Genomic DNA, 13,800 nt, shown 5'->3' with positions numbered 1-13,800 from the left:
GATTAATGAATGAGCATTAAGAGTTTATTTTCTCCTGCGTTGACATAAGAGTCACCTGTATGGATGACATCCAGGTACTTCGAGGAATTAGTGACGATAATAGGTGTCACGACATTTAATTCTTTTGATTGAATTCCTTCTATATCAAATGATAATAAATGATCCCCGATGTTGATTTCATCTCCTTCTTCCACCAACACCTCAAAGAATTGACCATTTAGGCTGACGGTATCAATCCCTACATGTATTAATAATTCAATCCCATCATCTGAAACCAAACCTATTGCATGTTTAGTAGGTGTAACGGTTACTACTTTTCCGGAAAACGGCGCTTGTACCACCCCCTTATCAGGCATAATCGCTACTCCCTTGCCCATCATTTCACTTGAGAAGACGGCGTCATTGACTTCAGATAAAGGGACGACCTGACCAGTTATAGGTGCTTGTACTTCATAAGGGTTTACTTGTCTGGCAGCTTGTTGATTGACTGCATTCTCTGGATTTTCAGATGACTCTTTCTGTTTTTTCGGCTGATCTTCATCTTTTGTAGCAGGTTCCTTGAAACCAAGGAACATAGTGACAAGCAGTGAGACTAAAAAGCTCAGCGCTATTCCAATTAAAGCGAGCTGGAAATTGTTTGTGCCTTTCATAATGTAGGTTGGCAGAGAAGTAATACCTGGAATTGAAAATGCTGTCGTTTTGACTGAAAATAAACCATAAAAACATCCGCCAACTGCGCCGCCAATTATTGAAGCATAGAAAGGCTTTTTCAATCTCAGTGTGACTCCATAAATGGCTGGTTCTGTAATACCAAAGAAACTCGGAAGCAATGTTGATATTGCCAAAGACCTCGTTTCTACTCGTTTCGTGCGAATGATAACACCTAAAACTGCGCCTGCTTGCGCCATATTGGCAATAAAGTTCATCGGAAGCAGCATGATATCGTAACCAACTTTTTCAAAGCTGGCAAACGTGCTTGGGAAGAATGCGTAATGCATCCCAGTTAGCACAATTAAAGGCATGAGGCCTCCCATTAATAATCCTGCAATCGGTCCAGCAAAATGAAATAAAGAAGTGAAAAAGATCTCTAAATACTGACCGAAAACGTTTCCAATAGGCGCTATGAAAGCTAGTGTTAGAGGCGCTGTGATCATTAAGCTCAGTACCGGTGTAAATACGATGCTTAAGGATTTTGGAATGACTTTCGTTATCCACTTATCGATAAAGCTAAGTAGCAGTACTCCTAAAATAATCGGTAAAACGGAAGAAGTATAATTATTTAATGGAATACTCAATCCTAAAAAACTAAGTGGATCTGCCCCTTTTGCTGCCCCTTCCACCATCGTCGGATACAATAAAATCCCAGCGAGTGCCATCGCGAGAGATTCTCGTGTTTTAAATTTCTTCGCTGCAGAATAAGCAATGAGGAAAGGTAAAAAGTAAAAGACAGCATTTGAAAAGATTTGTAGTACAGCATAGGTAGAGCTTTTTTCCGTCAGCCAGCCTAAACTAACGAACAAGGCCATGATCCCTTTAATCAATCCACTACCAACAATCGCCGGCAAAATCGGTGTGAAAATTCCGCTAATGACATCGAATACGACTTCAATTGGATTCATTTTTGACGTATTTTTAGCAGTAGAAGAATCATTGCTGCTGTCACCAATCAATTGGTCGATTTCCTCATAGACTTCTGCAACTTTTGCTCCAATAATGACTTGGAATTGACCGCTTTGGAATTGCGCTCCGAGCACTCCATCTACTGTTTTCAGTTCATCTACTTTTACCTGTTTTTCATCGTTGATATTAAATCTCAGCCTCGTAATACAATGCCAGCTTTGAGATATATTGCCGGTTCCGCCGATTAATTTGATAATTTCTTGCGCCAATTCTTTGGTGTTCATGTCTTCACCCCTTCATTTTCACAAAAAAAACCTAAACAAAATCCACCATTAGAAAGACCATTCTTCTAAATGGAGATTTGTTTAGGTTAATGCTTTTTCATAACACGCCTAAAAGAAATCAAGTATTCTGTTGATGTTTCTTTGTGATTCTTTCAATATGAATGACTAGAAAAACAAGTTCGTCTTCTGTGACATTCCAATTAAATTCACGTTTTAACATTTCTTTAATAATCAAACCGCATGCATAGCTCTTCATATAACGATCCTGAATTAATTCTTTTAATGAATCATCCATCTGCTGAGGCGGTTGATTTGTTTCTTGTCTGACAATAAAATATCTCAAATGAGTGATAAACCTCGAATAATCTATCGATGATTTATCTAATACCATCTCGAAAATGTTTTGAATAATCTTAACGATTTCTTTCGTGAGATGGGTCATTTTGATCGTATCTCCCATAGACTGACCATCTATTTGAGCGTTTACAAAATGAAGGGCAATGAGTGAGGCTTCTGTATCTTCAAAAGTAATCCCCATCATTTTTTGAATAATTTTAAGTGCTTTTTTCCCAATTTGATATTCTTGAAAATATAGATGTGGAATTTCCCATACGATCGGGTTCTCATATTCCATTTTTTCTTGATGCCTTTGAATAGAAAAGGTAAGATGATCAGATAGCGAAAACAGCATGCTGGAACCTAATTTTTTATTCAACATCTCTTCGCCCATATGAATGATTTTTTCAGTTAATAAAAGAATATCTGTTGGGATAGCGGCAAGTTGAGATTCTAATGGAGACGTCTGATCAGAATAAAATGTCTTACTGACAGCGCTCTCATCAAGAGTATCACCTTTTTTCTTCTTAAAGCCTATTCCGGTACCAAAAACAACTACTTCATTTTGAGTGTCTGTTAGAGCTAATACGATATTATTGTTTAAAACTTTAACGACGGTGAACATCTTCATCCCACCTTACCTAAAACTGCTAAAAAAAGCATAAAAAAACACCAAAATCTCAGCAAACAACGTACAAATGTACAACATGTTTACCTGACTTGGTGGTGCCTGATGATATCAGTAACACTCCTGCATCGGTTACGACTTTATTGTAAACACAGGATAAACCAAAGTCAACTATTTTTTCGGTAAAATAGATTTAAATACCTATATTATAGTATGTCGCTTATAAATTATTTTAAAAGGTAAATAAGTTTAAGGTTGCTGTAAGGTTCGGATTAATACAGGTTAAGGTTCAGGTAGTACAATGGGTTTGTAGTTAATAAATCATAGAGGTGAAACGTTGTGAAAGGAAATAAAGTCTTGTCTTCATTATGTTACTTCAGTATCTTTTTCGCACCATTTTTGTTCCCAATTATCGTCTATTTCTTAGGTCAGGACGACGTGAAATATCATGCGAAAAAATCATTATGGACGCATATTATTCCTTATTTGATTTTTGGTATTGGCATCCTTGGTTCAGGTTTACTTGGTATGAAAGATATCAGCCATGCGGGGCCTTTCTTAATTGCGACATATGCAGTAACATTCCTTGTTGCTATCTACTTCTTCATTTGGAACATTGTGAAAGGCATCAAAGTGTTTTCAGAATAAATAATAGATGAAAAAAACGGTTCTGTTGTTGATCAGAACCGTTTTTTTGTATGTTTTCATGCTGGTAGTTGGATATCAATTGTTGTTCCTTTCCCTACATTGCTGCGGATTGTGATATCCCCGTCGTGCTTGACGATAATATCCTTTGCAATAGCCATCCCAAGACCAGAGCCTGCATGCGAAACTCCTGTATTCGTCCCTCTGTAATAGCGGTCAAACACTTTTTCCAGCTCTGCCTCTTCTATTCCTCTGCCGTTGTCTTGAATCGTAATATGGGTTCTTTCTTTTTGTTCAAGCTGTACAATAATCGTCACATCAGGATCATTGTGAACGAGGGCATTTAAAATCAGATTGGTGACCGCTCTTCGAATGAGGATTTTATCAATATTCAGCATGAGCTTGTCTTCATTCGTTTGAAGCTCAATCGTCTGATCGGCATAGCTTGAATCGTTTAAAATATCGATTAACGTTTCCCGCAGCAGTGACACAATGTTGACCAGCTCTTTATTGAGCATGACGCCGTTATTTTTCAGCCTTGTTGTTAAATTTAGATCCTCCATGACATCTTTGATATACAATGATTTATTCTCAATGATGCCCGCGTAATGTCTAATGTCTTGCTTTGAAAGAGGATACTTTGGATCTTTCATGATTTCTGCATAGCCTTGAATAGAAGCTAGCGGCGTTTTGATATCATGTGAAATATGGCTGATCCATTCTTCCCGCATTTGCTCTAGTTTGTCTTTTTCTTTTTTGCTTGAAGCGAGCTGCTCTGATAAGTGATTGACATTATAGAAGACATCTTTATAAATTCCTTTAGCAGGCAGATTTGTCGTGTAATCTCCGTTTGCCAGCCGCTGGATGCTATGAATGGCACGGCCGAGCGGTTTTGTGAGCTGCCGGCTGAATAAGTAACCAATGAGTAACGCTATGATGGCATCAATTGATAATAAAATCATCGTCGCGATATTGAATCTTGTTACTAAGTCCTTCGTGTCAAACGAGAATAGGTATTTTCCGATGGAAGGGTCTTTAAATCCGATAAAGTAGCTGTATTCTTTGCCTTTTACTTTTTTTCCGCCAGCATAAATGGTCGATAATAATTGCTTATCTTTATATTTATGTAAGTTCACGATTTCTATCGGTGTATATTTGTTCTTTAATCCTTTAGGTGCCCGTGCATGATACACATCTTGGCCATTTTCGTCTAAAATTTGAATCCATGCATTCTGTTGTTTTAAGGCTTTCTGCCCTTCTTTGTTTACGGAAATTCCTTGATCAGAAAAAGAGACATATTGTTCAAATGATCTTGTGAAGGTTTCGGGTGTATTTTCCTCGTTATGCTGGCTGTTTGCCTGAAGTACGAGCCAAATCATAAATCCGAATAAGTTGATAAAGACCGTGATAATGGTCACGATAATGACAGAGACCATATACCTGCCTGTTAATCGCCATTTCATCTTTACGCATCCTTTACAACAAATTTATAACCAAGCCCTTTGACGGTGACGAGAAACTTTGGTGTTGACGGAGTATCCTCTATTTTTTCCCGAAGTCTTCGGATATGAACCATCACCGTATTGTCAGAACCGAAGAAGTCTTCCCCCCAAACGGTTTGATAAAGCGTTTCTTTACTGATGACGCGGTTCGGATGCTGCAAGAAGTAGGTCATCATCAGAAGCTCTTTTGGTGTGAGCTCAATGACCGCACCATTTTTAGTCAGTTCTGCTTGCTGCTCGTTTAACTCAAACGGCCCTTTTTTGATCACTGGATCGGCTTGAGTTGACTGCAAGTATGAGATCCGTCTCAGCTGCGCTTTCACCCTGTAGGCGACTTCCTTTGGGCTAAACGGTTTTGTAATATAGTCATCCCCGCCGATGGCAAGTCCCACAATTTTGTCTGATTCCTCTCCCTTTGCTGATAAAAAGATAATCGGAACATGGGAGGTCTCTCTGATTTGTCTGCAAATATCATAGCCTTCACCGTCTGGCAGCATAATATCAAGTATGACAAGGTCGGGTTGTTCTTGATGAAATTTTGCAAGCCCATCACGGGCAGTTGAAGCAGTTATGACGCGATCAATGCCTTCTCTTGTTAATACAGTGTTAATTAATTCCAAGATTTCTTTTTCGTCATCGATCATTAATACTTTGCTTTGAAGCTTTGGCATACATTGATCACTCTCCTGAAGTCATTGCCATTATTATACCCAATGTAAGTACAAAGTGAAAAAATCAACTTCCTATTTGCATAAAAAAAGCCAATTTTCTTTTGAAATGAGAAAATTGGCTTTTGGTGATTCAATTCATTCTAGCGTTTGACCACAAATGTTGTCACACTTTGAGCCGGGAGATGAGCCCAAAATTGATTACCTGATATATTTAAGTCTGTACCAGGCTGAAGGTTGCTGTTGCTGCTTGTGATCCATCTTGACGCTTGTGAAGCAGTTCCATTTTGCATCACAAAGTGCTGATTGACTCCTGTATTGTTTTTGTTAATCGCGACAATGACGACCTGATTGTTTCCTTTATAGGCTGATACGAAAACATTCGGTTCAGGACTTTTCGTTGCATCAATTCTGACGTATCCTGGGCGTACAAACTTGGAGAAATGCGCCATGTTATAACCGCGTTTGCTGATCAGGCCATCTTCTTTCATAGGACCGTAGGATCTGCGGATGTACCACCAAACATATGCCTGAAAGTCCCCCTCTACCATCGAATGGTGAATATGCTCTGAAACTCCTAATGCTTCAGGCCAGCGGTCCGCTGAATTGTTATCGCTATTCGGGTAGTAGACCTCTGTCATCCAAAGCTCCTTTCCCCCTCCTTTTTGTTTGAAAAGAGGATATGGAAGCTGGCTGATTTGGGTTCCGTACAAATGGGCTCCGAGAATGTCCATGTTTCCAAGCGCCTGCGGATCGTTTAGGATAGGATCTGATATATTTTTAAGGTATTGAAAGGATTCTGGCGCGATCACGCGGGCATTAATGGAGCCAGCATTTTCTCTCATGAAACGCAGGATTTCCTGAGGAGTCCACCATGTCCATTCGTGTGCATAATCGGGCTCATTTTGTACAGATATAGCATAGAGATTGACGCCATTATTTTTCATATACGTCACAAAATCGTTCAGATGCTGAGCATATGCGGCGTATTGATTGTATCTGAGCCGCTTTGCAGATGTACCATTCCGGTTGAATGTCTCTACCATATTGCTTGGAGGATTCCAAGGTGAAGCGATCACCAAAGCTCCATGCTCTATTGCTCTTTTGGCAGTTGCGACCTCTCTGTGCCAATTATTTCTGTTCTCATCTACAAAAATTCTTAGAATGGAAAATCCTAATTGATTCTGTCCATTGCCAAAGGCGGTTTCCCTTTGAGGTGCGGTCAAATCACCAATCCAAGCCGGATGGTTCATTCCACCAAAGCCGCGAATCACTTGTCTTTCCGCATTGATATTAATATTGGCATCTGCTGCTGAAACCTCAGTGACGCCAGGTCCGATAAACATGACAGACAGCATAGTGAAGCAGATCAATAAAGTACAGATTGGTTTTTTGATCATTGACATCAAATTCGTCCACTCTCCTATCATCTTGTCTTTCCTAGTTACCTTTGAGTAAACTGCCATGAATCAAATTGAAATAGGTTTGCACCTGTTCCAGTAAAGACAAAAAATACGTTGTGCACGCCTGCTGCTCCGTTTACTGCCGTTTCTACTTCTCGCCAGTTATTTGTTCCCCCTGTGGAAGGGACATTCAGTGTTCCGACGAGTCTGCCGTCAGGACTTCCGAGGCGTACTTCTATTTTCCCGCCTGCATTTGATGCTACATTCGCTTTAAATGTTCTCGCACCGTTTGATCCGAAATCGACGTTACTGACAGCCACCCAATCTCCGTTTTGAATGTTTGTGACATGCTGGTTATTGACCGGTCCGCCTGGAGCTGAAGATGCCTCTGTTAAAATGCGTCCATTCCAAGCAAATGTTTCAGCTTCTACAAGCTGATAAGGATTCAGATTGGAAAGCTGTTTAACCCCTTCAAAATTGGCTGCGACCTCTCGAAGGGAACCGTCACCATTATGCACAAGCTTATTAATATGCGGAGATCTGTAGCCTTTTCCTGATCCGTATAAAGCAGAGCTGACCGTTTGGGTATGATACACGACATACCACTCATTTTTAAAATTGAACACAGCATGATGGTTGTTACCGCCTCCCCCGAAAAATGCACCCGGATTTTTCAGGAAGTGCCCTCTATACGTGAAGGGACCCATCGGACTTGAGCTCGTCATATAACCGATCTCACCAGGTGGTTTATCTGCTGGGTGGGAGCCGCCAAAGTTGATGCAATAGGAATAGTAATAGGTTCCGTTATACTTATGCATCCCCGAATCTTCAAACATAAAAGGAGCATCAATGGTTGATGCGCTGCCTACCACACTTGTCATATCAGGTCCTAGTTTTAGAACTCTTGCTGTTTTAGGATTCGCCCATTGTCCCTGCGTTGGATTAGAACCGCCTGGAACACCTCCGCCGGCATATAGATAACCAGTGCCGTCATCATCTACAAAAACGGCAGGATCAAAAAGCCATACAACTCCAGCCATCCCTGGTGTATTTGGCGTGACGAGTGCTTTTCCGATAGGATCTGTCCATGGACCGATGGGGGAGTCTGCTGTCAGAACGCCAATCCCTCCGCCGCTGTTCGCGAAATAAAGGAAAAATTTATCCTTCCCATTGATTTTTTTCACCGCTGCTGATGGAGCCCAGGAAGCACCTGCCCATTTGGCAATTCCTTTGCCGCCATTTGCTCCATTTGCCCCAGCTACTGGAATCGCGCCATGATCTGTCCAGTTCACCATATCTGCTGAAGAGATGACAAAGACCCTATTCAAATTGGCAAAAGAATTATCCTTAATCGTTCCGTTGCTGTGATATTCATAGTCATCACTCGACATATAAATGTACACTCTTCCGTTATAGGTGAGCGCAAATGGATCAGCGCCCAAGTGGTGGTCTATGAGCGGGTTGGCATTTCCTACACGTTTTGCAATTGTTGTGCTTGCCGCACTCGCATCATATACCGGTAAAAAGCTCAGTACCAAAGCAAGAATCAATAAACCAACGCCGCACTTCATCCTCGTCCTCATCGTTTCATTTCCTCCTGTTTTCATCTTCCTAATATTGGGGTTTAGGCCCAATTTCAAAATATGTTGAGAGGTACTGATGAAGAATGAATATAAAGAATGATTTCTAGTGTAAATCCTTGCAGTAATCATGATGAAAACCCTTACTTTTTGACTAGAAGACAACAAAAAATGCAGTCTCCCATGCTGGGGCTGCATTTTTTCTTCTTATGATTCATTGCATATAGCTTACATATAACGAGCGGTGACCATTTTCTTTCTTGTGTAAAACTCCACTCCGTCTGTTCCATTGGCATGCAAGTCCCCGTAGAAAGAATCCTTCCAGCCGGAAAACGGGAAGAATGCCATTGGTGCGGGTACACCGATGTTTACACCGAGCATGCCCGCTTCGATGTTTTCGCGAAACTCTCTTATGCTTGATGCACTGTCCGTATACAGACAGGCACCATTCGCAAATTTTGATTGATTGGACAGGTCGATGGCTTCTGCTAATGAAGAAACACGGACAATTGATAAGACTGGGGCGAAAATCTCGTCCTGCCAAATTTTCATTTGATTTGTGACATGATCAAAGATCGTCGGTCCGACGAAATACCCTTCTCCATTTGTTTCGTGGTCTTGCCGGCCATCACGAATGAGGCTTGCTCCTTCTTCAATTCCTGACTGGATGTATTGAAGCGTTCGTTCTTTATGTTCCTTTCGAATGACTGGTCCAAGAAAGACGTCTTCATTAATCCCGTTTCCAATGACGAGCTCGTTTGATTCATCCACTAATTTTTGAATCAACTCATCAGCCACTTCTTCTTCCACTGCGACAACGGCTGCAGCCATGCAGCGCTCTCCTGCTGATCCAAAGGCAGCCCCGATGATTTGTTTCGTTGCCGCGTCTAAATCCGCATCTTTGAGGACAATGGAATGATTTTTTGCGCCTGCAAGTGCTTGGACACGTTTGCCATGCTCCGTTCCTTTTTTATAGACATATTCAGCGACTGGCTGAGAGCCGACAAATGATATGGCTTTGACCTTTTGATGTTCAAGCAGGCCGTTGACGACATCGTGAGCTCCATTGACGATGTTGAGAACACCTTTTGGAAGACCCGCTTCTTCAAACAGCTCAGCTAACCGTGCCGCAAGAATAGGAGTTCGTTCTGAAGGTTTTAAAACAAATGTATTTCCGCAGGCAATGGCAAGCGGGAACATCCAGCATGGAACCATCATTGGAAAGTTAAATGGCGTAATGCCGCCGATGACGCCAATGGGATAGCGGTACATGCCTGATTCAAGTCCAGTCGCAATATCTGGCAGCTGTTTTCCCATCATTAACGTCGGTGCGCCCGCAGCAAATTCCACACATTCAATCCCGCGCTGCACTTCTCCTTTTGCCTCTGTTACACTTTTTCCGTTTTCAATCGTTACGAGTTCAGCCAGCTCATCCCAGTTCTCAACGAGTAACTGCTGGTATTTAAATAAAATGCGTGCACGCCGGGGAACAGCAGTTTTAGACCAAGTAGTAAACGCTTCCTGTGCTGCTTGTACCGCACGTTCAACATCTGTTTTTGTTGAAAGCGGCACTTCCGCGATGATTTCGCCAGTAGCTGGGTTATACACTGATTCTGTTTGACTTGTTTCTGCCTCAATCCATTGTCCGCCAATATAATTTTTCAACATTTGTACATCTGTTTTGGTCATGTTCCCTCTCTCCTCTTTGTTAAAGAATGTCATGCTTAAAGGGTGTGTATGTATCGTCATTGTCTCATCTAACGGGCATTCATCTGTATACACTCTTTGTCAAATCAAACGGCAGTTTTGGTTTACGTTGTGATCATCTGGTTTGTTTGTGACATATGACACGAGAATGCCAAAAATTCATGATGTTTTTTTGGTTAACTGTTGGTTAACTTCAGAAAAATCATAATATGAAAATGGCCCTCAGTCAATCCTCTTTTTGCTTCATAAGAAAAACCTGATGCGCTGTGCATCAGGTAGAGGCTGGTTCATTGATATTATTTGGTTGATGCGGCATATTGATTTGGTTCTATATAATTTGGCAGCATCTCTCCATGTGCTTCAATGAGTTCATCACATAATTTAATGGTGTCATCAATTGATAATTCAGCGCTTGTGTGTGGATCCAGAAGAGCCGCTTGATAAATATGTTCTTTTTTACCGCTGATTGCTGCTTCAATGGTCATCAGCTGTGAGCTGATATTCGTTCGATTGAGTCCAGCCAATTGTTCAGGTATTTCTCCGACATAGCATGGCATGATGCCGCTTCGATCTGCGACACATGGTACTTCTACACAGGCTTTTTCAGGCAGGTTGTCAATGAGCCCGCCAGTGTTTAGAACATTTCCGCCAAATTTAAAGGGAACGTTCGTTTCGATCGCTTCAATGATACGTGAACCATATTCTTTAGAGCGGGTATGTGTGATCTGTGTGTTTCCTACAAGGTCATGCTTCATTGTATTCCAATTGTTGATTTGTTCCTCGCAGCGTCTCGGGTATTCATCAAGCGGAATGTTAAACTGACCGATTAGTTCAGGGTAGCGTGATTTGATGAAATATGGATGGTATTCGGCATTGTGCTCTGAGGATTCTGTGACATAGTAGCCGAATTTATCCATTAGTTCAAAACGAACCATATCATGATGCCGCAATTGCTGCTTTTCTTTTGCTCGTCTTTTGATTTCTGGATACAAGTCTTTACCATCCCGTTTTACCTCTAATAACCATGCCATATGGTTAATGCCGGCGATTTTTTCTTCAATGCCTTCATGTTTCATTTCAAGAGATTCAAATAGGTCCTTTGTACACACCTGCACACTATGACAGAGACCAACTGTTTGAACCTGAGTATAGCGCAGCATTGCACCTGTCAATGTGGCCATAGGGTTTGTGTAATTTAACAATAAAGCACTTGGGCAAACCTCTTCCATATCCTTTGCAAAGTCAAGCATGACAGGAATGGTTCGAAGGGAACGGAAGATGCCACCGATCCCTACCGTATCTGCAATCGTTTGTCTTAATCCATATTTTTTAGGTATTTCAAAATCAATGATTGTACTTGGCCTATAGCCTCCAACTTGGATGGCATTGATGACATATTTCGCATCCTTTAAGGCTTCTTTCCGGTTTTGATAGGACTGGATGGTCACATTTGCACCGTAATTTGCTTTTAAATGCCGTAGCATCGTTTCTGATTCTTTCAGCCGGTTGTGGTCGATATCATATAATGCGAATTCAAAGCCTGCAAGGGCGGGAACAAACAGACAATCTCCTAATATATTTTTAGCAAACACGGTACTCCCTGCACCGATAAATGTAATTTTAGACATAGACGACTCTCCTTTTTACATCCATATTGGGCTAGCCTTTGATAGACCCTTGTGAAAGCCCTGCGATAAAATATTTTTGTAAAAGTAAAAACATCGTAACCATTGGCAGCATCGCAATGAGGGCAGCTGCACCAACGAGCTGAAGCTGATGCTGATTTTGACCAAAAAAATGGGATAAGGCGACCGTGAGTGTATGCATCTCTTTATCTTGCAAAAAGAAGATAGCAAATTGATAGTCGTTCCAAATATACACGCAGGCAATGATTAATACAGAAGCGGTAATGGGCTTTAGAAGCGGAAAAACGACAGTGAAAAAAACTCTGAGTGTCCCTGCTCCATCAATACGGGCAGCTTCTTCAAGCTCCTTTGGAATGGTCGACCGGATAAAGCCCGCGTATAAGAAAATCGTCAGCGGCAAAAAAGCAGCCACATTATTTAAAATAGCAATTTGATAGGTGTTCATCATCCCGATTTGAACGACCATTTTATAGAGCGGGACAAGGGCTGTGAGCGGCGGAATGACCATAATGGCAATAAATAAAACATAGACTGCTTTATTCAGCTTGGTGTTCCTTCTTGCAAGCGGATAGGCTGCAAGAGATCCAAATATAATGAGCAATACAGCGGAGCTGAACGTAATGATCACTGTATTCAAAAAGGACTGGCCAAGCTGAGCCTCTGTCCATGCTGTGCGGAAGTTTTCAAGGTGCAGCGCTTTCGGAAACAGCCATTTTGAACTAAAATCTCCTATCCCCTTTAATGAAGTCGTCACCAAAATATAAAATGGAATGAGGTGTAGCAATGTAATCAATAGTGCGAGGAAGGAGTACCATCTTTTCTTGCGTTTATAGGCGTTATCCATCACACCTCGGTCTCCTTTCGTTTGAAATAAGTCAGCGCTGCGACACTAATGACAAGGATGATGAGCGCCATGAAAACCCCTTGCGTCGCTGCATAGCCTGCATCCTGACGCTTGAAATACAGATCATACATAAAGGTCGACATAGATTGTGAGGAATCTCCAGGACCGCCGCCTGTGAGTGCTACAATGACATCAAAGAGCTTGAGCCCGCCAATGACATTTAGCACAACATTAATGGTGATCGACGGCATAAGCAGTGGCAATGTGATCCGTCTGAATTGCTCGAGGCTCGATGCCCCGTCTAATTGTGCCGCTTCGTAATAATCCTTAGGAATACTTTGAAGTCCTGCTAAATAAATGATCATCGCAATCCCAACGAATTGATATGTGTTGACGAGCACAATGATACATGTGTTTAATTGCGGGTTGCCGAGCGCATTCATTTGATCAAATCCCAAAAGCGTCACCACATCATTTAAAGCACCGCCTTGGTAAGCAAACACAAAATACCAAATATAGCCCATCGCAATCGGGCTGATCATGACAGGTAAATAGATGACCGTTCTTGTGATGGCTTTCATCTTTAAGCTTTGATTTAATAAGAGCGCATATCCAAGTCCGATGATATTTTGTAAGATGGTGCTCCCAATTCCATAGAAAAGCGTGTTTTTGACAACAAGCCATGTCGCTTGATCATGAAGCAGCCGCTCATATTGCTCAAGACCAATCCATTGATAAGTTTGTGAGAAACCGTTCCAATTCGTAAAAGAAAGCTGAATGCCGTTCAAAAAGGGATAAATGATAAAGGTACTGACGACGAGAACAGCTGGCATGTACATCCACCAAAGTGATGAATTGTGGCGTTTTTGTATCTTTTGTTTTGGTAAAGAGGTGAATGCGGCTGGCTGCTTTGCTTTTGTGATGTCATTCATTGGCT

General features: G+C 41.5%; 11 protein-coding genes. 1 reads left to right on the top strand and 10 read right to left on the bottom strand.

All coding sequences use genetic code 11. The features are described from left to right. Positions 1–2: 2 nt before the first annotated feature. Together ACP69X_RS05000 and ACP69X_RS04995 are read right to left on the bottom strand one after the other, a co-directional pair. On the bottom strand, positions 3–1,904 hold the full coding sequence (locus ACP69X_RS05000; RefSeq protein WP_041085181.1) for a beta-glucoside-specific PTS transporter subunit IIABC: 1,902 nt from the start codon (positions 1,902–1,904) through the stop codon (positions 3–5). Positions 1,905–2,022: 118 nt separating this feature from the next. After that, positions 2,023–2,865: a PRD domain-containing protein gene (locus tag ACP69X_RS04995; protein WP_041085182.1), complete on the bottom strand. Its 843-nt coding sequence runs from the start codon at positions 2,863–2,865 to the stop codon at positions 2,023–2,025. 342 nt (positions 2,866–3,207) lie between these two features. Between ACP69X_RS04995 and ACP69X_RS04990 the strand changes: the two genes are divergently transcribed. Continuing rightward, the gene (locus tag ACP69X_RS04990) at positions 3,208–3,516 is read left to right on the top strand and encodes a DUF4870 domain-containing protein (RefSeq protein ID WP_041085183.1); all 309 of its coding nucleotides are present in this window, start codon (positions 3,208–3,210) and stop codon (positions 3,514–3,516) included. A 56-nt stretch (positions 3,517–3,572) separates the two neighbouring features. Here ACP69X_RS04990 and ACP69X_RS04985 read toward each other — a convergent pair whose 3' ends face one another. The 8 genes from ACP69X_RS04985 to ACP69X_RS04950 all read right to left on the bottom strand — a co-directional run bounded on the left by ACP69X_RS04985 (position 3,573) and on the right by ACP69X_RS04950 (position 13,795). Further along, positions 3,573–4,976 (bottom strand): sensor histidine kinase, encoded by a 1,404-nt coding sequence (locus ACP69X_RS04985; RefSeq protein WP_411242218.1) that lies wholly within the window; start codon positions 4,974–4,976, stop codon positions 3,573–3,575. A gap of 2 nt (positions 4,977–4,978) precedes the next feature. After that, entirely contained in the window at positions 4,979–5,686 is a 708-nt protein-coding gene (locus ACP69X_RS04980) for a response regulator transcription factor (RefSeq protein WP_041085185.1), read from the bottom strand. 140 nt (positions 5,687–5,826) lie between these two features. Further along, positions 5,827–7,092 (bottom strand): glucuronoxylanase, encoded by a 1,266-nt coding sequence (locus ACP69X_RS04975; RefSeq protein WP_041085186.1) that lies wholly within the window; start codon positions 7,090–7,092, stop codon positions 5,827–5,829. Positions 7,093–7,127: 35 nt separating this feature from the next. Further along, the gene (locus ACP69X_RS04970; protein WP_426052489.1) at positions 7,128–8,669 is read right to left on the bottom strand and encodes a glycoside hydrolase family 43 protein; all 1,542 of its coding nucleotides are present in this window, start codon (positions 8,667–8,669) and stop codon (positions 7,128–7,130) included. Positions 8,670–8,894: 225 nt separating this feature from the next. Next, positions 8,895–10,355 carry a CoA-acylating methylmalonate-semialdehyde dehydrogenase gene (locus ACP69X_RS04965; protein ID WP_064498531.1) on the bottom strand — a complete coding sequence of 487 codons (1,461 nt, stop codon included), beginning with the start codon at positions 10,353–10,355 and terminating at the stop codon, positions 8,895–8,897. A 314-nt stretch (positions 10,356–10,669) separates the two neighbouring features. Continuing rightward, a complete protein-coding gene (locus ACP69X_RS04960) occupies positions 10,670–12,001 on the bottom strand; it encodes an alpha-glucosidase/alpha-galactosidase (RefSeq protein WP_041085189.1) in 1,332 nt (443 codons plus the stop codon). A gap of 31 nt (positions 12,002–12,032) precedes the next feature. Next, positions 12,033–12,863: a carbohydrate ABC transporter permease gene (locus ACP69X_RS04955; protein ID WP_039179030.1), complete on the bottom strand. Its 831-nt coding sequence runs from the start codon at positions 12,861–12,863 to the stop codon at positions 12,033–12,035. Beyond that, complete coding sequence (locus ACP69X_RS04950) at positions 12,863–13,795, bottom strand: carbohydrate ABC transporter permease (protein WP_041085231.1); 933 nt, start codon at positions 13,793–13,795, stop codon at positions 12,863–12,865. Before ACP69X_RS04950 ends, ACP69X_RS04955 begins: the two co-directional genes overlap by 1 nt. Positions 13,796–13,800 lie beyond the last annotated feature (5 nt).

The sequence above is a fragment of the Bacillus sp. DC4300-2b2 genome (assembly GCF_049895685.1).
GTDB classification, from domain to species: Bacteria; Bacillota; Bacilli; order Bacillales; family Bacillaceae; genus Bacillus; species Bacillus safensis.
The sequence above is the reverse complement of the archived record's forward strand: the minus strand, read 5'-3'. Positions and strand labels throughout refer to the sequence as shown.

Excerpts from the sequence above, each read along its gene's own strand:
- ACP69X_RS05000 (WP_041085181.1), bottom strand. The coding sequence starts at position 1,904 with ATGAACACCAAAGAATTGGCGCAAGAAATTATCAAATTAATCGGCGGA.
- ACP69X_RS04995 (WP_041085182.1), bottom strand. The coding sequence starts at position 2,865 with ATGTTCACCGTCGTTAAAGTTTTAAACAATAATATCGTATTAGCTCTA.
- ACP69X_RS04985 (WP_411242218.1), bottom strand. The coding sequence starts at position 4,976 with ATGAAATGGCGATTAACAGGCAGGTATATGGTCTCTGTCATTATCGTG.
- ACP69X_RS04980 (WP_041085185.1), bottom strand. The coding sequence starts at position 5,686 with ATGCCAAAGCTTCAAAGCAAAGTATTAATGATCGATGACGAAAAAGAA.
- ACP69X_RS04970 (WP_426052489.1), bottom strand. The coding sequence starts at position 8,669 with ATGAGGACGAGGATGAAGTGCGGCGTTGGTTTATTGATTCTTGCTTTG.
- ACP69X_RS04965 (WP_064498531.1), bottom strand. The coding sequence starts at position 10,355 with ATGACCAAAACAGATGTACAAATGTTGAAAAATTATATTGGCGGACAA.
- ACP69X_RS04960 (WP_041085189.1), bottom strand. The coding sequence starts at position 12,001 with ATGTCTAAAATTACATTTATCGGTGCAGGGAGTACCGTGTTTGCTAAA.
- ACP69X_RS04955 (WP_039179030.1), bottom strand. The coding sequence starts at position 12,863 with ATGGATAACGCCTATAAACGCAAGAAAAGATGGTACTCCTTCCTCGCA.
- ACP69X_RS04950 (WP_041085231.1), bottom strand. The coding sequence starts at position 13,795 with ATGAATGACATCACAAAAGCAAAGCAGCCAGCCGCATTCACCTCTTTA.